The sequence below is a fragment of the Rothia similimucilaginosa genome, assembly GCF_029850985.2.
In the GTDB taxonomy this organism is placed as follows: Bacteria; Actinomycetota; Actinomycetes; order Actinomycetales; family Micrococcaceae; genus Rothia.
Window position 1 is genome coordinate 376,107 of the sequence record NZ_CM138149.1, and the last position, 23,127, is coordinate 399,233.

The 23,127-nt window shown below is 58.7% G+C and carries 19 protein-coding genes and 4 tRNA genes; 15 read left to right on the forward strand and 8 right to left on the reverse strand.

Annotation, left to right across the window (positions count from 1 at the left end):
• Positions 1-142: 142 nt before the first annotated feature.
• The gene (locus QFX07_RS01610; protein WP_279754831.1) at positions 143-1,486 is read right to left on the reverse strand and encodes a DUF6882 domain-containing protein; all 1,344 of its coding nucleotides are present in this window, start codon (positions 1,484-1,486) and stop codon (positions 143-145) included.
• Between the two features lie 280 nt (positions 1,487-1,766).
• Here QFX07_RS01610 and QFX07_RS01615 point away from each other — a divergent pair, with 280 nt between their 5' ends.
• Complete coding sequence (locus tag QFX07_RS01615; protein WP_279754832.1) at positions 1,767-3,131, forward strand: SseB family protein; 1,365 nt, start codon at positions 1,767-1,769, stop codon at positions 3,129-3,131.
• 216 nt (positions 3,132-3,347) lie between these two features.
• Here the strand turns inward: QFX07_RS01615 and QFX07_RS01620 are convergent, their stop codons facing one another.
• The gene (locus QFX07_RS01620; RefSeq protein WP_279754833.1) at positions 3,348-4,838 is read right to left on the reverse strand and encodes a catalase; all 1,491 of its coding nucleotides are present in this window, start codon (positions 4,836-4,838) and stop codon (positions 3,348-3,350) included.
• Positions 4,839-4,968: 130 nt separating this feature from the next.
• On the reverse strand, positions 4,969-5,556 hold the full coding sequence (locus tag QFX07_RS01625) for a Fur family transcriptional regulator (RefSeq protein WP_070685758.1): 588 nt from the start codon (positions 5,554-5,556) through the stop codon (positions 4,969-4,971).
• A gap of 196 nt (positions 5,557-5,752) precedes the next feature.
• On the opposite strand from QFX07_RS01625, the gene QFX07_RS01630 reads away from it, so the two are divergent.
• Together QFX07_RS01630 and htpX are read left to right on the forward strand one after the other, a co-directional pair.
• Positions 5,753-6,016 carry a hypothetical protein gene (locus QFX07_RS01630; protein WP_070685756.1) on the forward strand — a complete coding sequence of 88 codons (264 nt, stop codon included), beginning with the start codon at positions 5,753-5,755 and terminating at the stop codon, positions 6,014-6,016.
• Between the two features lie 131 nt (positions 6,017-6,147).
• Positions 6,148-7,032 (forward strand): zinc metalloprotease HtpX, encoded by an 885-nt coding sequence (gene htpX / locus QFX07_RS01635; protein ID WP_070685754.1) that lies wholly within the window; start codon positions 6,148-6,150, stop codon positions 7,030-7,032.
• Between the two features lie 206 nt (positions 7,033-7,238).
• Here the strand turns inward: htpX and QFX07_RS01640 are convergent, their stop codons facing one another.
• Entirely contained in the window at positions 7,239-7,730 is a 492-nt protein-coding gene (locus QFX07_RS01640; protein ID WP_070685752.1) for a YajQ family cyclic di-GMP-binding protein, read from the reverse strand.
• Positions 7,731-7,871: 141 nt separating this feature from the next.
• Here QFX07_RS01640 and QFX07_RS01645 point away from each other — a divergent pair, with 141 nt between their 5' ends.
• From QFX07_RS01645 to QFX07_RS01655, 3 genes are all read left to right on the forward strand, one after another.
• On the forward strand, positions 7,872-8,258 hold the full coding sequence (locus QFX07_RS01645; RefSeq protein WP_070685751.1) for a hypothetical protein: 387 nt from the start codon (positions 7,872-7,874) through the stop codon (positions 8,256-8,258).
• Positions 8,259-8,508: 250 nt separating this feature from the next.
• Positions 8,509-8,590: transfer RNA gene (locus QFX07_RS01650), tRNA-Tyr, on the forward strand.
• A 397-nt stretch (positions 8,591-8,987) separates the two neighbouring features.
• On the forward strand, positions 8,988-9,365 hold the full coding sequence (locus tag QFX07_RS01655) for a thioredoxin family protein (RefSeq protein WP_005504813.1): 378 nt from the start codon (positions 8,988-8,990) through the stop codon (positions 9,363-9,365).
• A 96-nt stretch (positions 9,366-9,461) separates the two neighbouring features.
• Here the strand turns inward: QFX07_RS01655 and QFX07_RS01660 are convergent, their stop codons facing one another.
• On the reverse strand, positions 9,462-10,691 hold the full coding sequence (locus tag QFX07_RS01660) for a DNA-3-methyladenine glycosylase family protein (protein WP_279754835.1): 1,230 nt from the start codon (positions 10,689-10,691) through the stop codon (positions 9,462-9,464).
• Positions 10,692-10,912: 221 nt separating this feature from the next.
• Here QFX07_RS01660 and QFX07_RS01665 point away from each other — a divergent pair, with 221 nt between their 5' ends.
• The 5 genes from QFX07_RS01665 (at position 10,913) to QFX07_RS01685 (ending at position 16,159) form a co-directional block, all read left to right on the forward strand.
• Positions 10,913-12,775: a DUF2079 domain-containing protein gene (locus QFX07_RS01665; protein WP_279754837.1), complete on the forward strand. Its 1,863-nt coding sequence runs from the start codon at positions 10,913-10,915 to the stop codon at positions 12,773-12,775.
• 659 nt (positions 12,776-13,434) lie between these two features.
• Positions 13,435-15,600, forward strand: a complete 2,166-nt coding sequence (locus QFX07_RS01670) for a DEAD/DEAH box helicase (RefSeq protein ID WP_279754839.1) — start codon at positions 13,435-13,437, stop codon at positions 15,598-15,600.
• A 302-nt stretch (positions 15,601-15,902) separates the two neighbouring features.
• Positions 15,903-15,974: transfer RNA gene (locus QFX07_RS01675), tRNA-Thr, on the forward strand.
• Between the two features lie 38 nt (positions 15,975-16,012).
• A tRNA-Met gene (locus tag QFX07_RS01680) sits at positions 16,013-16,086 on the forward strand.
• A 1-nt stretch (position 16,087) separates the two neighbouring features.
• Positions 16,088-16,159: transfer RNA gene (locus QFX07_RS01685), tRNA-Thr, on the forward strand.
• A gap of 157 nt (positions 16,160-16,316) precedes the next feature.
• Here QFX07_RS01685 and QFX07_RS01690 read toward each other — a convergent pair.
• Positions 16,317-17,318 carry an LLM class flavin-dependent oxidoreductase gene (locus QFX07_RS01690; protein WP_279754844.1) on the reverse strand — a complete coding sequence of 334 codons (1,002 nt, stop codon included), beginning with the start codon at positions 17,316-17,318 and terminating at the stop codon, positions 16,317-16,319.
• A 219-nt stretch (positions 17,319-17,537) separates the two neighbouring features.
• On the opposite strand from QFX07_RS01690, the gene QFX07_RS01695 reads away from it, so the two are divergent.
• The 3 genes from QFX07_RS01695 to QFX07_RS01705 all read left to right on the forward strand — a co-directional run bounded on the left by QFX07_RS01695 (position 17,538) and on the right by QFX07_RS01705 (position 19,806).
• Positions 17,538-17,990, forward strand: coding sequence for a MaoC family dehydratase N-terminal domain-containing protein (locus QFX07_RS01695; protein WP_005504824.1), 453 nt, complete (start codon positions 17,538-17,540; stop codon positions 17,988-17,990).
• Entirely contained in the window at positions 17,990-18,451 is a 462-nt protein-coding gene (locus QFX07_RS01700) for a MaoC family dehydratase (RefSeq protein WP_279754845.1), read from the forward strand. Before QFX07_RS01695 ends, QFX07_RS01700 begins: the two co-directional genes overlap by 1 nt.
• Positions 18,452-18,699: 248 nt before the next feature.
• Positions 18,700-19,806, forward strand: a complete 1,107-nt coding sequence (locus QFX07_RS01705; RefSeq protein WP_279754846.1) for a UDP-N-acetylmuramate dehydrogenase — start codon at positions 18,700-18,702, stop codon at positions 19,804-19,806.
• Positions 19,807-19,908: 102 nt separating this feature from the next.
• Here the strand turns inward: QFX07_RS01705 and QFX07_RS01710 are convergent, their stop codons facing one another.
• On the reverse strand, positions 19,909-20,868 hold the full coding sequence (locus tag QFX07_RS01710) for a histidine kinase (protein WP_279754848.1): 960 nt from the start codon (positions 20,866-20,868) through the stop codon (positions 19,909-19,911).
• 135 nt (positions 20,869-21,003) lie between these two features.
• A complete protein-coding gene (locus tag QFX07_RS01715) occupies positions 21,004-22,431 on the reverse strand; it encodes an MFS transporter (RefSeq protein ID WP_279754849.1) in 1,428 nt (475 codons plus the stop codon).
• A 213-nt stretch (positions 22,432-22,644) separates the two neighbouring features.
• Here QFX07_RS01715 and QFX07_RS01720 point away from each other — a divergent pair, with 213 nt between their 5' ends.
• Positions 22,645-23,034, forward strand: a complete 390-nt coding sequence (locus QFX07_RS01720) for a PGPGW domain-containing protein (RefSeq protein WP_279741368.1) — start codon at positions 22,645-22,647, stop codon at positions 23,032-23,034.
• The last annotated feature ends 93 nt before the right edge of the window (positions 23,035-23,127 follow it).

Below are 23,127 nucleotides of genomic sequence, written 5' to 3' on the forward strand. Positions count from 1 at the left end.
TCTCGGTTACGTTCTTCTAATGCTAGTCCTCGGGATGCGCCAGCGGGGGCTTTGAATCGCACTGGGGGTACTCTACCTGCCGGGCACGCCTCAGGCGCGGTACCACGAGGATACCGCGCCTGAGGAATGTTGCGTATTCGGTTTAGAGGCCGAAGAAGCGGGAGAAGAAGCCCTTCTTCTTGGGCTGCGCTGCCTTGTGGCGTGCAGATTCTTCCTGCTCGCGGCGGGCTGCCTCTTCGTGCTCTGCCTGCAGGTCGGGAGTTGCACCAGAGCTGCGGATGGGCTCCACGTGCTGCTCCTCGTACTCTGCTTCCTTCTGCTCAACCTCGACGGGCTGCTCAGCAACAGGTTCAGCTGCGACCGGCTCCTTAACATTAACGTACTCGCCAGAAGCCTCAACGGTCTTGTGCTCGGGCTGCTCGGTACCGATGGATTCGTCGGTGTAGACGCGAGCCTGCTCGGTCTCTTCTGCTTCGTACTCGCCAGGCAGGGTCTCCACGGTAACCAGGCCGGGCTCTGCGTGCTCTGCCGGGTCCTGATCGAAGGGAGCATCGTCTGCGGGGTAGAGGTTCTCGGTGCTCTCGACGCCGGCAACCTCGGTCTCTGCGACCGGTGCGTGCTCGGCAATTTCGACGGCGCGCTCAGCTTCAGCCTCGGCACGTGCAGCGGCGCGTTCTGCCGCCTCCTGCTCGCGCTGTGCGTTCTGAGCCGCTGCCTCAGCAGCTGCCACGCGCTCAATCTCGGCCCGAAGTGCTGCAAGGGATTCGCGACGCTGTGCGGCAGCGGCTGCGCACTGCTCCAGAACTTCGGGGCCAACCTGAGGTTCAGCCTGCTCGATGCCACTGATTCGGCCCTCGTCGAACCACAGGCGCAGGGCGCCGTCGGTTGCAGTCAGCACTGCGGTTGCTTCGGTATCCCAGGCAATGTGGAAGCCACGCTGCTGAGCGTAGGAGTCCACCGCCAGAACCTGGTTGTGTACCTCTTCGCTCTGCAGGGTCTTAGCAATGACGCGGCCAATACCCTTGTAGGTCGGTGCCTCGAGGGTCAGCTCAGCGCCCTCTAGCAAGGTCCATGCGCGCACACCAGCACCTGCGGGCAGCGGGTAGTGTGCGTACAGGCCGCTAATAGTCTTGGTCGCCAGGGTCAGACGGCGTGCCAGAGACTCGGAGAGGGGCAGCTCGTCGGTGGTCAGCTCAACCAAGCCGTCACGCTCACCTGTTTCACGAGCCTGAATAGCGGCAGAAACAACGGAGTCGGGGAAGTAGCCCAGCTGCTGCCAAGACCAAATCCAAGTACCGCGGTTCTCAGATTCAGTGCCCAGTAGATGCGGCTTGAGCGAGAGCGGGGGAGTGGAGTCAAAATCTAGAGACTGGGAGGTGAAATCCACATTCCACTCGGAGGTACCCACGAGCTCGGCGAGTCGAGCCTGGTACTCGGTGGAGATAAAAATCGATGCGTCGATAAGGTCCTGCAGAGAATTCGTCATGCTTCAAGATTATCAACCTTTTAGCGTTCACCATGCCGTGTATCCCCGGTTTTAATGTGCGCTTTAGGCGTATTGGGCTATAAGGTGCCTGATTGAGCCGTATCCAAGAGCTCTGAAGGAGAGGTAGAGCATATATCTTCCGGCGTAAACTATCTGCGTGGAGTGCCCGTGTTCGTTAGAATCGAAGGGACGGCTTCTTCCGGCACCCTGTAAGCCGACACTACGACCGGACACGGATGCTTCCAGCCGCGCCGTAATCACACTCAAGGATATATGAACTATGACTGAACCCCGCCTCGCCGAGACGAGTAGCCGTGCCGCGCGCATCCAGGACGCGCTGAACAACATTGGAAGCTGGCTGCTGGATGTCGTTAGTGCTGACCCCGGCTGGAGCGAAATGGTGCTGGACGTCAAACCTCTGGTAGGTCAGATTTTCGTGCGCGTGCGTGAATTCCGCAACGGTGAAGAGTTCATCGGTACCATCGGCCCGCTCAAGGACGGATCACCCATTATTGCTGAGGTCCGCAAGCTGCAGCGCGCTGCCTACGACGGTAACCGCGGCACCTGGTTTACCGCCTCCATCGTGGTTGCGGCTACTGACTGGCCCAACCCGCAGTTCAGCGTGGGTGCCTCCTACAACCGTGACGACGAGCCTGCTAGCTGGAAGAATGAAGGCACCCTAACCGCAACCGACGTGCGTGAGCACTTGGCTGAGTTCCCACGTGATGCTTCGCTTGTCCCCGCATGGGCTCGTGAGCGTATGGAGGGCCGTGCCCGCCACTCTGCCGTAGCTGCGCTGTCTTCGAACGAGCATGAGATTCCGAACCCGTACTTGGTCTCCGCTCTGGAAACCTTCCGTAACGACGTGCAGGAGCGAACCCTCATTAACGTGGTTCGTACAATGCTCGGTGGTGACGTTCTGCTCGACGCGACCGGTTCCCTGCTGATTCCTTCCGAGACGGACGCAATGGGCCCCGAATCGGTGCTGGCCCACCAGGTCATTCGGATGCCAGAGACCAGCATGCAGGCGCTGTGCGTGTTCTCCTCCTCCGAGCACATTGGCAAGAGCTACGTGCGTCAGGAATCCGAGGGGGATGAGCTGATTCTGCGTGAACCGGCGATGAAGGTCTTCATTGACTTCCTCAGCAATGAGGCGCTGGACTTGATCGTGGTTGACCCCGGTACTGACCATGAGTGCTACATTGAGCGCGCTCAGGTGCACTGGATTGTCACTTCTCCCCGCAATGACGGTGCAAAAATGGCGCTTGTGCAGGACAACATGCAGATGCTGCTCGGCTCACTGGCGTCCCCGGCGTCCGTGCTGCTGGTGGGTGTTGACCCGGCCGACCCGTCTGGTACCTCCTTCGTGTTTGACCCGGATGAGAATGGCAACCCGCAGAGCCTACTGGTGTTCACCTCGCCCATTGAGATTGCGGCACTGGACCCGCATGTTGAGGCGCGTTCGGCAAATGCCTTGGATATTCTGCGTTACGCCCTGGATATTGGCGCACCGAGCGTGAAGGTGAACGCAATTAACCCTTCCACTGTGTTGAGCGCGGCGCAGATTCGCGAGCTCCTCGATATTGTGCGTGGACAGGAAGCGGTCTTCGGCGCTTCTCCCGCTGGTGCTAGTGCATCCGCATAGTTCGTAAAACCCGTCACGTAAAATCGCCCGGAAGAAACACCCACACGGTGTTGTCTCTTCCGGGCGATTTTTGTGATTGGAGAGGGTTGTAATCCTGCAAACGGGTTTAAAATATGGGGCCGGTGACTCAACCTCACTGAAAGTCACCGACCCCATAGTAGTAGCCAGCTGTGCGTCATGTTCTCGAATCTACAGGAGAACAGACGCTGCCGTATCTTATGAACCAGATGCGGCGGCTGCCACGGCCTCGCGAACGCGAGAACCGAGCTCAGGGTGAACGCTATCCCAGTATTGGAACGCGCGTTCACGAATCTCGTCGGAACGAACAGCGCCTACGTGACCGGAGATGTTGCTGATCAGGCGTTCGCGTTCTTCGTCGTTCATGGTTACCTCGTAGAGGGTGCGAGCCTGCGAGAAATCATCATCATCCGGGCGCAGGGTGTAGGCGGTGCGTACCAGCTCGCCATCAGACTCCCAGCTACCTTCGCCAGCGCGTTCCGCATCCGCATGCGGTCCACCCAGACTATTCGGCGCGTAGGTCGGAACGGAGGGGTCGTTGAAGTTATAACGCATCGAACCGTCATGCGAATAGTTGTTCACCGGCGCTGCGTGTGGTGCGTTCACGGGCAGCTGTGCGAAGTTGGTGCCGATGCGGTAGCGATGCGCATCCGGGTAGGAGAAGATACGACCGAGCAGCATCTTATCGGGCGAAGCCGCGATACCGGGCACAAAATTCGAGGGGGAGAAGGCTGCCTGCTCGATTTCAGCGAAGAAATTCTGCGGGTTGCGATCCAGCACCATGCGGCCCACCTTGATCAGCGGGTAATCCGAGTGTGGCCACACCTTCGTCAGATCGAAGGGGTTAATACGGTAGGTCTTCGCGCTCTCATAGGGCATGATCTGCACATAGAGCGTCCAGGCGGGGTAGTTGCCACGCTCGATAGCCTCGCGCAGGTCGCGGCGGTGGAAGTCAGCATCCTTACCCGCCATTTCATCGGCCTGAGCCTGGGTGAAGAACTCGTTGCCCTGCTCGGTCTTGAAGTGGTACTTAACCCAGAAGCGCTCGCCCTCGGCGTTAATCCACTGGTAGGTGTGAGAGCCGAAGCCGTCCATGTGGCGCAGGGTGCGGGGCAGGCCGCGGTCGCCCATCAGCCAGGTTACCTGGTGCGCCGATGCCGGATTGAGGCTCCAGAAATCCCACTGCATATCGTGATCGCGCAGACCCGAACCGGGCATACGCTTCTGCGAGTGGATGAAGTCGGGGAACTTAATGGCATCGCGAATGAAGAAGATAGGAGTGTTGTTGCCTACCAGGTCGTAGTTGCCTTCGGTGGTGTAGAATTTCACCGCGAAACCGCGTGGGTCACGCCAGGTATCGGGGGAGCCGGATTCGCCCGCCACGGTTGAGAAACGAATCAGCAGCTCGGTTTTAACGCCGGGCTGAAAGAGCGCCGCACGGGTGTACTGCGAAACGTCTTCGGTGGTTTCAAAGTAGCCGTATGCGCCGGTTCCCTTCGCGTGCACCACACGCTCGGGCACACGCTCACGGTTGAACTGAGCGAGCTTTTCAACAGCGTAAGCATCGTGCAGAACGATGGGACCATCGGCGCCCACGGTGAGCGAATGATCATCTGAAGCCACCGGCGTGCCAGTGCTCGTGGTGGTGTAAGAACCGGGATGAATGGGGTTCTGCGGGGTCTGATACATATTTGCTTCTCCTTGTGTTTTTGGTGATGCTATGTGGTTTTCGACGAGCATTCTTCCTGTTTTAGGGTGCAACTAACGAACACCGAGGGGCTGTTTTCACGCCCGGAGTAAGGTGTGGGAATGTGGTTCGTTAGTGCTGAACGCTCGCTGCGGCTTGCATCTGGCTCTTCGCCAGTTCTGCTTCTGCCTCAGTTTGACAGCCTGCGCAGACGCCTCGATACAGTACATCTGCGCTAAAGAGCGCCATGCCATGAAAATTACTGGGAGTCAGGCAAGGCGCGGAACCGACCGCACAGTCCACGTCTTCGACCTTGCCGCAACGTACGCAGAAGGCGTGGTGGTGGTTGTCGCCCGTTCGGGTTTCGTAGAGGGCGGGGGTTCCCGGCGGCTCAAACTTGCGCAGCAGGTCGATATCGGTCAGATCGGCAAGAATCACGTAGACCGACTGAACAGTGATGGCGGGGATGCGCTCGCGGACTGCCTGCACAATGGTGTCGGCGGTGGAGTGCGGGTGATCCTGTACTGCATGGAGTACGGCGAGGCGCTGCTTGGTGACGCGGCGGCCCTTGGCGCGCAGGCCGGTGGTCCATGCTTCTTCGAGCTGTTCGGGGCTCATTGCGGGGAGTAGAGGTAGGCCGGTGGTGTGGGCACAGCCAGTATTGTGGTGTTCTGGATGCTGGGTCTTCTTCGTATCGGAGGTTGTCTTTGCGTCGGTCATAGGTATAAGTCTACACATTATTATGAGAAGTTCATAATTATCTTATGAAAAACTCATAATAAGCCGGTGAAGTGTCCTTTTCATCCACTCTGTGGTGCCCCTCCGCCCCCCTCTGCTTCGGGTGTAAAAAGATGCCGTACAATCAAAGAACCTAGAGTAACCCGCACCGGCGATTACCATCAAGGAGGATAGGGGCATGGTATACGACTTCACAAATCCCATTTACATTCTGCTGATGGTTTTGCTCTTTGGTGTACCCATCGTGACCCCCGTAATTTACGGTCAATACCGCAGTACTACCACCGGTTTTGATCTGGAGGGGCAGCTGATGCTTGGTCTGCTCTTCACCCTTTTCCTGGGTGCTTACGGCACGATTCTGCTGCTCGGTATTTTCCCGACTGCTACGGCTCAGGTAATGGAGCAGGTGCCCCTGGTGAATATCCCGGGTGCCATTCCCTAACACCTTCCGCATAGTTCGGTGCGCCGGTGACGCTCTGGGTGAATCCGCGTGCCATAAGGTGCGCTGGCGGGTGCTTACACGTACTCTATAGAGTCAAGTACACGCTGACCTATTTGCTCAGGAGGATACCCATGCACAGTCATAACAATGGATTTAAAACTGCCCTGCTGATGGGCTCCATGGTGGGCATGATGTTGCTCATTGGCGGTCTGCTCTCGGTGAGCTTCCGCTCCTCCATTTTCATCTGGATTATGGGTTTGTTCGGTTTGGCTTCGGTCGCGTACACCTACTGGAATTCCGATAAGCTCGCCCTGCGTTCCATGGATGCATACCCGGTTAGTCGTGAAGAGGTTCCGGTGCTTTACGACATTGTGGAGGAGCTGTCCTCCCGCGCGGGTCAGCCCATGCCTGCCCTCTACGTGGCGCCGACTATGACCCCGAATGCGTTCGCAACCGGTCGTAACCCGCAGAATGCGGCGGTGTGCTGCACCGAGGGTATTCTGCAGCTGCTGGATGAGCGCGAGATGCGCGGCGTGCTCGGCCACGAGCTGATGCACGTGTACAACCGCGATATCCTCACCTCCTCCGTTGCGGCGGGTATCGCCTCTATCATCGGTACTGTGGCTCAGTTCCTCTCGTTTGGGGCGATGTTCGGTGGATCCAATCGCGATGGTGAACGCACCAACCCCCTCGCCATGTTCGTGGTTGCCATGCTGGCTCCCATTGCTACGCAGGTCATTCAGATGGCTATTAGTCGCACCCGTGAATTTGACGCCGACGAGGACGGCGCACGTCTGACCGGCGACCCGCTGGCTCTGGCCTCGGCGCTGCACAAGCTGGAGAGCGGTGTGTCCATGTATCCGATGGATCCGAACAACCGCAATACCGAGGCGGCAAGCGCTATGATGATTGCGAATCCCTTCGGTTCGTTGAAGAATATGCTCTCTACTCACCCGCCGATGGATCAGCGTATTGCGCGTCTGCAGCAGCAGGCTCGTGAGATGGGTCAGTACTAAGTCTTTTCTCGCCCTCGTCTCCGGGCTTGAATGTGACGCTCTATGAATATGGCGTTGCATGAATATGACCCGGGGTGACGATTGTGACCCGCGATGACGGGTCGGCAGACAAAAAATCCTCGGGGTGGCTACTGTGGAAGTAGTTACCCCGAGGTTTTTTATGTATTGGTCTCTAACCGTGCTCCCTCGCGGGGGAGTGCATGAGCTTAGCGGTAGTTGGTGAACTGCAGGTCAACCTCAAGGTCGGCGGACTTGAGCATTGCAATGACTTCCTGCAGGTCATCGCGGGACTTGGAGGAGACGCGCAGCTCATCGCCCTGGATGTTCGCCTTCACGCCCTTGGGGCCCTCTTCGCGAATCATCTTGGAGATTTTCTTTGCCTGATCCTGTGCGATGCCTTCCTTGATGGAGCACTCGATGCGGGTTTCCTTGCCGGATGCGTAGGGTTTGCCGGAGTCCAGGGACTTCAGGGAGATGCCGCGCTTGACCAGTTTGGACTGGAAAACATCCAGCACTGCCAGTGCGCGCTCTTCGGCGTTTGCCTTGATGAGGATTTTGTCGCCGGAGTAATCGATTTCTGCGCCAACGCCGCGGAAGTCGTAACGCTGGGAGATCTCCTTCTGCGCTTGGTGCAGTGCGTTGGAAACTTCCTGCTTGTCCACCTTGGACACAATGTCGAATGACGATTCGCTAGCCATGGGCTTTCCTTTCGTGAATGAGGTGCTTCTGGCACCGGTTAGTACTAGCCTACCGGGTTGGGGCTCTTGTTCACAGCTAACTAACAGAAATACGGGCCTGTTTTACAGGTGTTACCAACCTAAAAAGAGGACAATGGAGATATGACCATTCATAATCTGTCTGTAACGGACGCACACACGAGCGAGGAAGCTCGCGATCTGCAAACCCTGCTCTTCATTGACTTACATACCTCTCTGGGTGCTGAGCCCGAAGATATTCCTGAGGCTGAGCGCCTCAGCGAGTCTGACCACAACGATATTCACCTTGACCCACATTCGGAAGAATCTAAGGATTCTCCCTTTGAAGGCATTGGTATTACTCTGACTGAGCCTTCACTGGTGGCACGTTTCCGTGGTGTTCGCCGTGATCTGGAACGTGAGATTGCCGGTGACATGTGTACTGTGGAGCAGGCGCGCCGCTACCTGGAGCACCTGGAGATTGTGCTTCTGCTTGAACAGGATGGCGATATTCCTTCCCGTTCCTTCTAAAACTGCTGTAGGTGATGGCTTTATTCACGGCTTTATTCATAAGGTGAGAGCACGCGCGCTGCAATAGATGTGTGCGATAGATATGGGTGCGCGGTGAGCGTGTGATGATGCTCTTGCGTGATGAAAAGACGATAAATGCAACCAGATATATAACCTTCGTCACAAAACCCTATGTGAAGTGTACAAGTCTCTAAAACTGCTGTAGAGTAGTCTCTGTTCGCTTGAGCGAGCAACTAGCACTTAGCTAGGCGGCAGGTTACCCGAGCGGCCAAAGGGGGCTGACTGTAAATCAGCTGGCACTGCCTACGGGGGTTCGAATCCCTCACCTGCCACAAATAGCCCGGTTACAAAAGTAACCGGGTTTTTGTGTATCTAAAACTAGTTTCAGGGTGGATCCCGTAGCCGCTTTCTAGCCAAGCCGCTTTCCACTGCGAAGATCTTCTACCATAGTGGTCTTCCACGGTTGAGCCCGTATTTTCTTGGTGCCCACATTGGGGGCTTTCCCCAGGACGCTGTAGGGGATAACCAAGGGGCTTCGCCTGCCGAGTCGGGCGCCTCCATTATTCGGCTATGAGGGCATTCGCCAGAGTATTCGCGGCACGCCCGTAAACCGGCTGAAACAGCCGCGAAAAGTACTTACTATGACCGCAATTTGTCATATCTTTCACAATGTTTGAATCCCAGGGCGAACAATTAGCGATTGGGGTCTTGAGGGTGTAGCTTTATCTCATGGCTACTATTGAAATTACTCAGCAGAACCTGACTGCTACCGTCGAGAGCAACGACATCGTCTTCCTGGACTTCTGGGCAGATTGGTGCGGTCCCTGCAAGCAGTTCTCTCCCGTCTACGAGGCGGCTTCGGAGAAGCACAGTGACATTGTTTTCGGCAAGGTCGACACCGAGGACCAGGGCCAGCTTGCTCAGGCAGCAGGCATCACCTCCATTCCCACCATCATGGGCTTCCGTGGCGGTATCCTGGTTTACCAGCAGGCTGGCGCACTGCGCGAAGACCAGCTGGAGACCGTAATCGGTTCGATCCGCGAGCTCGACATGGACAAGGTCCGTGCAGAGATCGCAGCAGCAGAGGGCTCTGCAGAGAAGAAGTAAGGCTCAACACTACAAAAGAGCTTGAACGGGGTGTACCCGCCGGCACAACCGGCAGGGGCGCCCCGTCCCCTTTAACCTCGTGAGGGTGCAGGAGCATTAGCGGTCGCGGTGATCCTCAATGGTCATGCGCGCCCCGTAGCGCTGCTTCGAAAAGCCTGAAGCATGCATGAGCCGCACCAGACGCTGCCGATGCGGGCTAAAGGGCGCCAGCAGAGTGAGCATTCCCGCATCATCGGTGCGCTGACCGGTGAACAGCTCACCGACCGCGTGCGCCAGATGGTAGTCGCCCACGCTGATGGCGTCAGGGTGCCCGCACACCCGTTGCAGGGCCTCGGAAATACTCCACGGGCCCACACCGCGCACAGTGTGCAGGCTTCGCGCCAGTAGCGCGATGTCGCCTTCTGCCGCAATGTTTTTTAGAGATTCTGCGGAACGAGCGTAAGCGTACACAGCGTCGTAGCGGCTTTTATCAACGCCGGCCCGATGCCAATCCCAGGTAGGAATCATCGCCAGGGTCCGGGCGCTTGGGTAGACGCGCATTCCTTCCGGCTGATGCCCCAACCCGGTTAAAGGGGCGGGGGAACCGTACTTTCGCAGAACCCAGCCCAGGGCTCTGAACGCTTCGGTCTGGGTGATGCGCTGCTCCACAATGGCGTTGAGCATCTGCCGGTCCAGCTGCCCCGAGGCGCTGAGGCGGAGCCCCGGATTCTGCCGCCAGGCCTGCTGAACACGGGACGGAAGAGACTCAAAAGAAGACAGCGCGCCGAACTGCTCAGCGGGGTCGTGCAACCCCAGCCAGTACGTCATTTCCTGCGCTAACGCCTGAAGGTCGGCTCGCGCCTGCATCTGCTGATTAGCGGCACTATAAGAAACCCAGATGCGAATACGCATCGGGCGCATCAGCAGGCGATGTAGGGAGGGGAGGGCCTCGGGAAGCTTAGCGGGCTGCCCCAATCGTTCGGCGTACAGCACCGCCGGGAACTCATGAAACGGCGTGCGAGCCGTCAACCAAATCCTTTCGGCACCATCCGTGCGGCTCAGCGCACGATACGAAAGATCCTGGGCACCGCGGCGTAGCGACCCCAACGTCTGAACCAACTGCACCGGAACGTGCGGCTCAATCACAACCTCGCACACCTCCGGGCTCAGAACGCCCGGAAGAGACGAAACAGCGGGGGAGAGAGTACGAATCTGAATGCGTGGTTCGTAAAGAGCATCCGCAAGCGCCGGTGCATAGGGTACACCAGCTGCCGCCAAAGGATGCCGGGTGTGCCGTGCATCCGCTTCGGAGCGGCCATGCGGAGAAACAGGAGGAATCGTACTCACCCCACCAGTCTATTCCCTCATTGACGATGCCCAACCAATATACGCCCCTCAGCTAAAGTGACAGAAATACCCGGCAGAGCAGTCACACCGCTAATGCGATACCCTAAAAGATAGAGCAGAAATGAACGCAAACACCGCCACCGGCACTATATAGGCTATGCGTTCTGCCCGTTCACAAGGGCGCCTACAGCCCGGACATGCACCCCGAGAGAAGGACGCCTATGGCAGCGGAAGCACAAGAAGCATCCTCGAATACTGACGCACCTGAACAGAAGAACAGTACCGCCACCAGCGCGGGCCGTACTCAGCGCGCCAAGAAACAGTCGCGTCAGTCCCTTACCGAGCGCGTCAAGAGCATCCGCCCCCTAGAACTACTACCCGGTCTGTTGCTATCCGCCGCCGTTATGGCGTTGTACACCTACTATTCGCTGCAACAGATGAAGCACTGGATTACCCCCTCTTGGGATCTAGCGATTTTTACCCAGATGGCACAGGCGTACTCGCACTTCTCTGTACCCATCGTGCCTATTAAGGGGCCCAATTTTAACCTCTGGGGTGATCACTTCCACCCGATTCTGGTACTCCTGGGACCTGTCTATGCGTTGTTCCCCTCACCGACCACGCTACTGGTGGTGCAGAACGCCCTGGTTGCCTTCGCAAGCTTTGCCATTGTGCGCTTCACTCAGCGTGCCTTCGCGCTCGCCCAGAAAACTGAAGATACGCAGAAAACTGAAGATGCGCAGAAGAGCGAACCGACGCAGAACGTTCAATCCGCAAAACTTCAGGGCGGTATCCCGACCATCACCGGTCTGCTACTCGGCGCCGGATTCGCCCTCAGCTTTGGCGTTCAGCAAGCTATCGCCGCCCAATTCCACGAAGTAGCCTTCGCCGTGCCGCTGCTCGCCATGAGCCTCGGTTACCTGGTGCTCGCCTCTCGCGTGAGCGGCACCGAACGCGCACGCTACCTCGCCTATGCTTGCTGGTGGGCTCTACCCATTGCCTTCGTCAAAGAAGATATGGGCATTACTGTCGCAGCCATCGGCCTCATTATCTTTATCCGCACCGGCTGGCTGAGCACCGCCGTAGACATTCTGATGCCGCGCCTCTCTGTGGGCACCCCGGCCCCGATGCGAATCCGCGTGCATCAGCTCTACTCCTCCTGGGCTCGTACCCCCGCCGTCGCCGAATCGACCATGGTCATGATTTGGGGCGTATTCTGGTCGGCCGTTGCCATCTACGTGATTCTGCCCTACTTCAACAGTGGGGGACACTTCGACTATGCAGACAAGGTGAATTTCTCTGCGGCTCTGGGCGACCCCTTCGGCTCGGCACTGCAGATGCTCAGCAACAACACCAAGCTGGCAACCCTCAGCCTGCTGCTCATTACCGGGGCAGTCCTCTGGGTGATTTCTCCGCTCGCGGCAATAGTTCTACCGACCCTTGCGTGGCGTCTGCTCTCCGCCATGGAGTCCTACTGGGCAAGCACCTGGCACTACTCGCTCGTGCTCATGCCCATCGTCTTCCTCGCCCTGCTTGACGCCGTCATGCGGATACGCTACGGCGTGGTTCCCGCAGTGGTTCCGATACGCTCGGCTACGCGCGCAATCGATAGCGCCTCCGCACAGAAACCTCAGACCAACACCCATCCCAGCCGCCTCACCGTCACGGTACGCCGCATGCCCGTGTGGGCTCTACCCGCCGCGGCGCTCTTCCTTGCTGCATCCGCGATTTTTATGCCCGGCTCCCAGCAGCCCCTCGCATCCCTGGGTAATGTGCAGTTCACCGCCTCCGCGCTGACTAGGACTGACCAGATGAAGCAGGACGCCGTCCAGAAGGTACCCGAAGGGGTATCGGTCGCATCTGACCTGTCGATTCTGACTCAGCTGATTCCTGGTCGTACCGTCTACTGGATTGGACATGATGGTGAGCCTGCCCCCGACTACGTGGTCATCGACCGCATGAGCAACTCCTGGGGTGGCAACCCGCCGACCAACGCCGCACAGTATGCGGCTGACCGCTACCGCCACTCCTACGCGAAGTACGCGACCGTTGGCACGATTGATATTGTGCGGCGCGTAGATTAATCCGAGGACTACATAGGCATGATGCGTGCCTGAAAAAGCGCCCGCCCTCCGGCTGTGAGGGTGGGTGCTCGCCGTTAAGAGATGAGGTTTTAAGCACCTTTTGAGGTCAGATAGGTGCCGCTACGGTACACTAGGTAGAACACGGGAACCCCCGATGAAGGTCTTGTGCGCACCCAGCACCCAAGGTGGTGCTGGAATTGTAGGTGCGCCGTACTCACCATCACCGATTGATACGCCCCATAAACTTGCGGTTTACACCGTACACGCGGGCTTCTCTTAACGATCTCTGGTCCAGCGTCTTTGCTACGTCTGCTGTAACAGACACACCACCGCCGTAGAGCGAGAAGGCGAACCACCAGGAATACGTGATATTACATGTGAGCATTACCCACCCTGTACACCCCTGTATCACAGGGACTACTGTGCGCCGAGCGTAGAGTATGAGTAGACGTGCGGATAATGTGCAGAGAAATTCAAGACCACCCCCAGCAAAAGCCGCTACCCGTAGCATCCGCAGAATACCTCTGCAGAATGTGCCGGTAACGGAGGCTCCCTGGACGTTCTACTCCCCAGGGGATGATGTGTGGCTGGGCCGTGAAGGGGACACCCGGTAAGCGCCGAAAAGCGTGCGCTTCCACCCCTACCGTATAGAGGAAAAATTGACTGAGAATACTGCTACCCCGGCCGAACTGAATGCCGAGGCAGAGGCCGTTGTGACCACCGAGAATACCCTTGAGAGCACTGCTGTAGAAGCAGAAGAAACCACCGTAGAAACTACTGCAGAAGCACCCGCCGCAGAAGAAACCGCCGAAAAGGCTGAAGAAGAAGGCGTACGCTTCACCGACCTGGGCCTGGATGGCCGCGTCCTGGCTGCCCTGGAAGAGGTTGGCTACGAGAAGCCGTCCCCCATCCAGGAACAGACTATCCCCCTGCTGCTTGAGAGCCACGACGTGGTTGGTCTGGCACAGACTGGTACCGGTAAGACCGCAGCATTCGCGTTGCCGGCACTGTCCCGCATGGCTGAACTCGCCGACATCAACGGCGTCTCCCGCGACACCCAGGTTCTGGTTCTGGCACCCACCCGTGAGCTGGCTCTGCAGGTTGCAGAAGCCTTCTCCTCCTACGCAACCCACATGGCGGACTTCACCGTTCTGCCTATCTACGGTGGCTCCCCCTATGGCCCGCAGCTGGCCGGTCTGCGCCGCGGCGCACAGGTCGTTGTCGGTACCCCTGGCCGCGTGATTGACCACCTGGAAAAGGGCTCCCTGGACCTGTCCAACCTGCAGTACCTGGTGCTGGATGAGGCAGACGAAATGCTGCGCATGGGCTTCGCCGAAGACGTGGAAAAGATCCTCGAAGGCACCCCCGACACCAAGCAGGTTGCACTCTTCTCCGCAACCATGCCCAACTCGATCCGCAAGATCGCTCAGCAGTACCTGAATGATCCCACTGAGATTCGTGTCAAAGCTAAGACCACCACTAGCGCAAATATTACTCAGCGCTACATGCAGGTCATGCACTCCCACAAGCTGGATGCAATGACCCGCGTGCTCGAGGTCGAAAACTACGACGGCATTATCGTCTTCGTGCGCACCAAGAAGGAAACCGAGGAAGTTGCCGACAAGCTGAAGGCACGTGGTTTCGCGGCAGCAGCGATTAACGGTGACATCCCCCAGCAGCTGCGTGAGCGCACCGTTGACGCCCTGCGTGACGGCCGCATCGACATCCTCGTTGCAACCGATGTAGCGGCACGCGGTCTGGATGTTGAACGCATCTCCCTGGTCGTCAACTACGACATCCCCCACGACACCGAGTCCTACGTGCACCGTATCGGTCGTACCGGCCGTGCAGGTCGCGAGGGTGCAGCAATCCTCTTTGTCACCCCGCGCGAGAAGTACATGCTGCGTCAGATCGAGAAGGCAACCCGCCAGAAGGTCGAGCCGATGCATATGCCCACCGCAGAGGCAGTGAATGAGACCCGTAAGCAGCGCTTCGCTCAGCAGATTACCGAGACCATCGAGTCTGAGGACCTGAGCTTCTTCCGCCAGATTATCGAGGACTATGAGAACGAGCACGACACCACCGCTGAGGACATTGCAGCCGCACTGGCTATTATCGCTCAGCAGGGTCGCCCCTTCTTCCTGGATGAGGAGGAAGATATTGCCCGTAACTCTCGCCCCTTCTCTGACGATGATTCGGACCGCGGCGGACGTAAGGCAAAGCGCGCGCACAACGACGAGGGTATGGTCAACTACAAACTGAACGTTGGCCGTTCCTCCCGCGTGACCGCAGGTGCTATTGTGGGTGCGCTGGCTAACGAGGGTGGCATTAAGGGCTCCCAGATTGGCTCCATCGACATTCGCCAGCACTTCACCATTGTTGGCCTGCCCGAGGACCTGCCCCGCGACTTCTTCGATCGCCTGCGCGACACCAAGATTGCTGGCGAGTTCATCAACATCCGCAAGGACAACGGTCCCAGGGGTGGCGGCCGCAGCTTCGGTGGTGGTCGTCGTGAGGGCGGTTTCCGCGACTTTGATCGTCGTGAGGGTGGCCGTCGTGAAGGTGGCTACCGCGGTAACCGTGACGGTGGCCGTGACTTCGGCGGCGACCGCGATTTCAAGCGTCGTGACTTCGGTGGCAAGCGCAATGACCGTGACTTCGGTGATCGCGACTTCGGTGGCCGTGATAACCGCCGCGATGGCGGCTACCGCGGTAACCGTGATGGTGGCCGTGACTTCGGTGGCCGTGATAATCGTCGTGAGGGTGGCTACCGTGGCAACCATGACGGTGGCCGTAACTTTGGCGGCCGCGGTAAGCGCTACTAAGATTTCGGCTAAGCTTGAATCTGCGGTATGAGGGCTTGCTGAGGCTATCGGTTAGTAGCCTTGTCATCCGCATATGATTCAAGACCGGCAGGGGAGTGATGAGCTCTCCTGCCGGTCTTTATGTATTTGTGTGTTGATGTGTTTCCAGCAGCTGTTGCGGTGGCATCTGGTCAATGCTGGGCTCCTGGTCTTCACTGGGCTCTCATGCGGCAATGTGGAGAACAATCAAGCATAAAATGTGGCGTATGCCATAGCTTTTCCGCTTGCGAGCATTCGTGAAGACCTGTATAGTTTTACCTGTTGCCCCGATAGCTCAGTGGTAGAGCGCCATCTTGGTAAGATGGAGGTCCCGGGATCGATTCCCGGTCGGGGCTCTCTCATTAATTCATGCGAGAGCACGTATTAATGATGTGGCGGTGTAGCTCAGCTGGTTAGAGCGCACGACTCATAATCGTGAGGTCGACGGATCGAGCCCGTCCACCGCTACGCCCCGATAGCTCAGTGGTAGAGCGCCATCTTGGTAAGATGGAGGTCCCGGGATCGATTCCCGGTCGGGGCTCAGATAAGCCTGTCTCTTCGGAGGCAGGCTTTTTTGTTTACCCATTTTATTTGCCGAAAGCCCGGTCTGCAGGCGCTCAGCGCATGGCTCGATGCCGGGTATAGTAAAGCCCCCGAGAAAAACTCGGGGGCTTCATCTTTATGCTCTAATCTAAGCGTTAGGAGGTGCGGCGCACAACCGGCAGCTGGGACAGCAGCTCGTAGGAGCGCAGACGGTCCTCGTGCTCCCACGCCTCGGTCATGACGATAAGCTCATCAGCACCCGTGCGCGCCACCAGGTCCTCAATACGAGCCTGCGCGGTGGTGGGAGAGCCTACGATTGCTTCGGCGGTCATACGTTCAATGTGCATCTTCTCCGCATCGGTCCAGACGGCGTCCATATCTTCCACGGGAGGCGCGAAAGACAGATTGCCGCGCACCACACCCAGGAAATGCTGCTGCTGGGTCGTGTACAGGTAGCGTGCTTGCTCATCGGTATCGGCGAGCATCGCGGTTGCACCCACCATGATGTAGGGCTGTTCCAGGTGCTCCGAGGGCTTGAAGTTCGCACGGTAGGTGTCCACCGCCTCCTGTAGCATCGCGGGTGCAAAATGCGAAGCGAACGCGTAGGGTAGACCCAGCTGCGCGGCAAGCTGCGCACCGAACAGGGAAGAACCCAGAATGTACAGGGGCACATTCGAGCCCTGACCAGGAATGGCGTGCACACGGTGCATGGGGGAGGGCTCACCCAGGAAACGCTGCAGCTGCTGTACTTCGGAGGGGAAGCTCATGGCGGCAGAATCGTCGCGGCGCAGAGCGGCGGCGGTCATCGGGTCAGTGCCGGGCGCACGGCCCACACCCAGATCAATACGACCGGGGTGGAACGCGTTGAGGGTACCGAACTGTTCAGCCACCACGTAGGGTGCATGGTTGGGAAGCATAATGCCGCCCGAACCCACGCGAATACGCTCGGTTGCGGCGGCAATCTCCGCCATGACCACGACGGTTGCAGAGGACAGCAGGGAGCCGGCATTGTGGTGCTCGGCGACCCAGAAACGCTCGTAGCCGTAGGATTCAGCCGCGCGGGCGGCATCGATGGTATTGAGCATGGTCTGGTGCTGACGCTGATCGGGGCGGTGCGGCATCAGGTCAAGCACCGAAATTTTTATGTTGGAAGACATAATTTTTCCTTCTTGATTGATTGCGGGTACCCGTTCAGCATACGCTTGCTCAGGCTGTAGGGGTAGGGGTGTGCCGGGCGCCTTCGCTAGTAGGTAAAAATGCGACGAAATACTGCACGCCTACATTCTGGCTGCCTGCATACCGGTTATCTGCACAGTGGTCTGTCCACTCTGTGCATTTGAGCTGAACACTGTGCATAAGAACGGTAGACTGAAACCATGAGCATTAACCCTGAGATTGTAGGCAGGGTCTACCCGTCCGAGAACACCTACGTTGTCGGCCGTGAAAAGATCCGCGAATTTGCCCGAGCAGTTCACGCAGAAAACCCCCTCCACCACGACGTTGAGGCAGCCCGCGCGGCAGGGTACGCAGATGTGATTGCCCCGCCGACCTTCGCCATTATCCTGGCGCAGGCAGCTGACGCGGCACTCATCAACGATGATTCCGCCGGTATTGATTTCTCTCGCGTGGTGCACGCCGACCAGCGCTTCACCCACCACCGCCCCATCGTTGCCGGTGATGAGCTGCGCACCGAAGTTCACGTGGACTCCGTACGCGTCATGGGTGCTGGCGCAATGCTGACCACCCGCGAAGAAATCGTTGACGCGCAGGGCGAGCCGGTCACCACCTGCATCTCTTCCCTGCTGGTTCGTGCTGAGGAGGAAAACTAATGGTGCGTTTTGAAGATCTTGAAAAGGGCCAGGACATCGGTTCGCGTACCGTGGAGATCTCCCGCGCTTCGCTGGTGCGTTATGCTGGCGCATCCGGTGACTTCAACCCGATTCACTGGAACGAGCGTTTCGCTCAGTCTGTGGGACTGTCCGGCGTGATTGCTCACGGCATGCTGACCATGGGTACCGCAGTGCAGCTCGTGAGTGACTGGGTGGGTGATCCCGGCGCGATTGTGGACTACCAGACTCGATTCACCAAGCCCGTTCCCGTGGCGGATGCACCTGGCGGTGAAAACCCCGACACCCCCACGAACGCCCTGACCATCAGCGGTAAGGTGGGTGCCCTGAATGAGGAAGAGTGTACCGCCCGCATTGACCTGACAGTCACCGCTCGTGATGAGGAAGGCAAGGAGCAGAAGGTTCTGATGAAGAGCCAGGCTGTGGTTCGTCTCTCGGCATAGAGTTTCTGCGCTTGCAGATAGCCGTGTGAAAGCAACCCTGTAAAAGCAACAGTGTGAAAGCCCCTGCGCTACCCCGATGCGGTAGTGCCGGGGCTTTTGTGCGTTCGGCTGCGCACTCGCCGGCGGGTGGTAGCACTTCTTTTTTGTGGGAGGCGCGCCGGAAAATGAAGATAAAATCATCATAAGGTTTTCGTGACTTTAACGTGTGGTGGGTGCTGACCCCGCACAACGGCCGGTATTCTTAAGTTATGACTGAAAAGCTGTTGAGCGAACTGACCACCGCCCAGGTAGGTGGCCCCGCCAAGACCTACGTCCGCGCCACCTCCGAAGCAGAAATTATCGAAGCAGTCTCCGCTGCAGATGCCGCAGGCGAACCCGTCCTCATCGTGGGTGGCGGCTCCAACCTGCTGGTTTCCGACGAAGGCTTCAACGGAACCGTCGTGCACATCGCCTCAGAAGGCGTAGAGGTGCTGCCCATCCCCGCATGCGGCGGCGCGAACGTGCGCGTGCAGGCGGGCACCATCTGGGACGACTTCGTGAAGCTCAGCATCGATAATGAATGGGTTGGCCCTGCGGCTCTCTCCGGCATCCCCGGTACCGTGGGTGCAACCCCCGTGCAGAACGTCGGTGCATACGGCGTTGAGGTGGGCGAGTTCATTGCCTCCGTACGTACCTGGGACCGCGAAAAGAATACTCAGAAGACCTTCGCGAGCGCAGATTTGCGCTTCGGCTACCGCGACTCGGTACTCAAGCGCGCAACCGTCAATGGCTCGCCCCGCTACGTGGTGCTGACCGTTGATTTCCAGTTCACCCTCGGTAGCCTGTCCTCCCCGATTCGTTACGCTGAGCTGGCGAGGAGCCTGGGCGTTGAGCCCGGTCAGCGTGCCGAATCCGCTCTGGTGCGCCAGAAGGTGCTGGAGCTGCGTGGCTCCAAGGGCATGGTGCTCAACCCCGAGGACCGTGACACCTTCTCCACCGGTTCCTTCTTCACCAACCCGATCGTTCCGCGCTCCACCCTGGAGTCCCTGCCCGAGGGTGCCCCGAACTTCCCGGTGGTCGTGAAGACTTCCCCGTTTACCGCGGGTATCGAGGACCCCGATCACGTGAAGCTCTCGGCCGCTTGGCTGATTCAGCACGCAGGCTTCGATAAGGGCTTCGGCCTGGAGGGCGAGTCCCGCGAGATCGCTCAGGGCCGTGCAAGCCTGTCGACCAAGCACACCTTGGCAATTACGAACCGCGGCGGCGCATCCGCTGAGGATATCTTCGCTATTGCCCGTGCTGTGCGCGACGGCGTGCGTGAACGTTTTGGTGTGACCCTGGTTCCTGAGCCTGTCGTGGTCAATGGCGAAATCTAAACGCTTAACTTCTCGCCTCTCATGGCGCGAGGACACATAGAATAAACGCTTCGGGCGGTCTCTTTATTGGAGACCGCCCGAAGCGTAGTATTGACCGCTGAGCTAATGGCGAGGGGAAGAGATACGCACCTGCCCCGGCAGGTAGGGCCTGCGCTTGGGCGCTGTGCGCGTTGCCGCCAGGGGTGCGGCAGGAAGGTGCTCCATCAGCACCTGAACCGCGAGGGGAAGCTTCTGTGGCGGGCTGGGGGCGTGGAAAATCGGCTTATGGCGCGTGGGGCGGTACGGGTAGTATTCCGCGTCCTCGCTGTGGGACCAGACAAGGTTGCCGAACTCGCCGGGAACGGGAGAGAGTACGTTGGCGTAGTAGGCGCGCGTCTGCAGGTCGGTACGCTCGGAGGTGCCGGTATATACGCCGCTGGGTACACGGTCCTGCTCAATGACGAGGGCGCGGACCATGCCGCCTACGGTGCTCACCGCGTTGACGTGCAGAGCGAGGAATTCCCCGTCCTTGTGGTTGATGTGTACTTCTCCGTCTGCGAGGATTCGGGTGCCCATCATGATGCTGCTGGCGATTCCTTCGCAGAGGGCGTGGATGAGCGTCATGCGTGCCGGGTAGAGGTCGGCGATATCCCAGCCGATGAGTGCAGGCACAGCGGAATTGCCTGCGTATTCCCCGCAGGATTCATAGGAGGCGACGTCCACGTAACCGCGGGCGATGGGTTCGCGCTCATAGGGTCGGCCGTCGCGCTGCTCCCAGAAGCTGAGGGTGGTTACAGTAAAAATTGCTTGGCCATCGCGCACGGCAACGCTGAGTATGAAGTCCTGCGGGTAGCCATTCTTGGTGCGGGGGCGTAGAGGAATTGCTCGGGTGTATTCGTTGAATTCCTCGGGCCAATCCAAGTAGTAGCTCATGGTTGCCCCATCGTTGCGGTACACAGTGAGTTCGCCGGGTAGCAGTATGGCTTCAGGCACGCCTGCGGCACGTTCTGCAGCGTAGTGCTCGCTCACAGGCCAGGGGCTGAACTCTGTGCGGTAGGGGTTTGAGAGGAAGGAATCGAGCATAGAACGTATCCTCTCATAGTTTAAGGTTGTGGTGCACGGTTAGAGGGGCTTAAATGACAAATGAGCTGTCCCCTTCTGATTGCTCGGAAAGAGCGTTCAGGAGGGACAGCTCATCGTGTAGGGGGGGGCAGCTCGTTAGAGGGATTTGCCGCGGCGTTCAGGGAGGAAGAACACGGTGGTCGCCGCTACCAGGAACGCGGTGGAGAAGAGCGTGAAAAGTAGCGGAGTTCCACCGAACGCGACCAGCGGCGGCACAATGAGCGGTGCCGTGATGGAAGCGATACGGCCAATACCGGCGGCGGCACCGGTGCCGGTTCCGCGCAGGTGGGTCGGGAAGATTTCCGGGCTCAGGGCGTAGAGAGCACCCCATGCACCCAGGTTGAAGAAGGAGAGCATGCATCCGGCGAGGATAATGAATACCTCGGTGTGCGCCATGCCGTAACCAGCCGCCGCCAGTGCGGAGCCAAGCAGGAAGGTCGCCAGAGTTGCGCGTCGACCCCACTTTTCGATGAGATAGGCGGCGACCGCGTAGCCGGGTAGCTGGGCGAGGGTCATGATGAGCGTGAACGTGAAGGACTTTACGAGGCTGAATCCCTGGGCGTTCAGCAACGCCGGAATCCAAATGAACGCGCCGTAGTAGGAGAGGTTGATGCAGAACCAGATGACGCACAGGGCGATGGTCTTGCGGCGCTGGCCGGTAGCCCAGATGGAGTGAATCTTCGCGGATTCTGCATTGTCGGCGCTTTCAGACGCGCCGTGTACGGAAGTGTCTTCGGTCTGATTCTTACCGGTTTGGGAGAAGAGAGCGGGGGAAGCCTCGAAACGTTCAACAATCTGGCGAGCCTGATCGTGCTTGCCGACCGACTCGAGGAAGCGCACCGACTCGGGGGTTCCCATACGGATTACGAGCGAGTAGATGGCGGGAATCAGGCCGATGGCAAGCGCCCAGCGCCAGCCGTTCGCTTGCGGAACGATGAAGGTGCCGATGAGAGCGGCGAGAATCCAACCGAGAGCCCAGAAAGCCTCCAGAGCAACCACGACGCGGCCACGAATAGCGCGCGGTGAGAACTCAGAAATTAGGGTGGATGCCACGGGAAGCTCCGCGCCCAGACCCAGTCCGACCAGGAAACGGAAGACGAGCAGCACGCCCAAGGAGGTTGCCAGGGCGGAGGCGCCGGTCGCCAGACCGTATACCAGCAGGGTGAGGGCGAAGATGTAGCGGCGGCCGAGCTTATCGGCGAGTAGACCGCCGAAGGTTGCACCGAGCGCCATGCCGACGAATCCGATAGATCCGAGCCAGGAGGCCTCGGTGGGGCTGAGCTGCCATTCCTTGATGAGTGCCGCCATGACGAAGGAGATGAGGCCGACGTCCATGGCGTCCAGTGCCCAGCCGAGACCCGAGATGCCCAGGAGCTTGCCGTGGGCGCGGGTGAAGGGCAGGTTTTCGAGGCGTTCGTTGAGGGTCGGTGCGGCGTTGCGTTCAGTGGCGGGCGCAGAGGTACCAGCGGGTGCAACAGCGTTGGTGCGGGGTGAGTCCGTTGATACGGGACGTGAGGAGGACACGGTATTGGGTCGCTTCCATAGTGTTTAGGCGTAGTGCCGGGTGAATTGTTCCCTTACAGTATATAAAGGTATTTTCGACTTGAACGCCGCTAAATGAAAAACTTTGAAGATGACGAAAAATCTCATACATGACGAAATCTTTCACAGCCGCTATACAGCAGTGAATGCTATTCTCTAACCACCGCCGCCTGGTGAAAGCCACCTACGGCATGTTTGGAAGGACCACCCCTGAAAACCATTGAAGATGAAGTCAAGGAAAGCGAAACCAGTCGCTTTCACCGCTGGCTTGAAGCCCGCAAGGAGCGCATGCACGCGCATCCGGTTATGCGTCATCTCTACAAGCCACTCGTCATCGGCATAGGCACCTTCTGCTTTATCGCCGGGCTGATTATGCTCGTCACCCCCGGCCCCGGCTGGCTGTTCATCTTTATCGGCCTGGGCATTTGGGGTACTGAATTCACCTGGGCACACCGCGCCAATATTTTCATGAAGCACGTGGTGCTCACCGCCTGGTACCGCTACCGCGCCTGGCGACAGCAGCGTAAGGAACGCAAAGCCGTACGTCAGGCAGAACGTAAGGCGGCCGCCACAAACCAGCGCTAACCTACTCACGCTAACCAGGCCCGCACTAACCCGGTCCGCGCAAGCTATACGCAGACACACAAAGCCCTCGCACCCATCCGATAAGAGAATGAG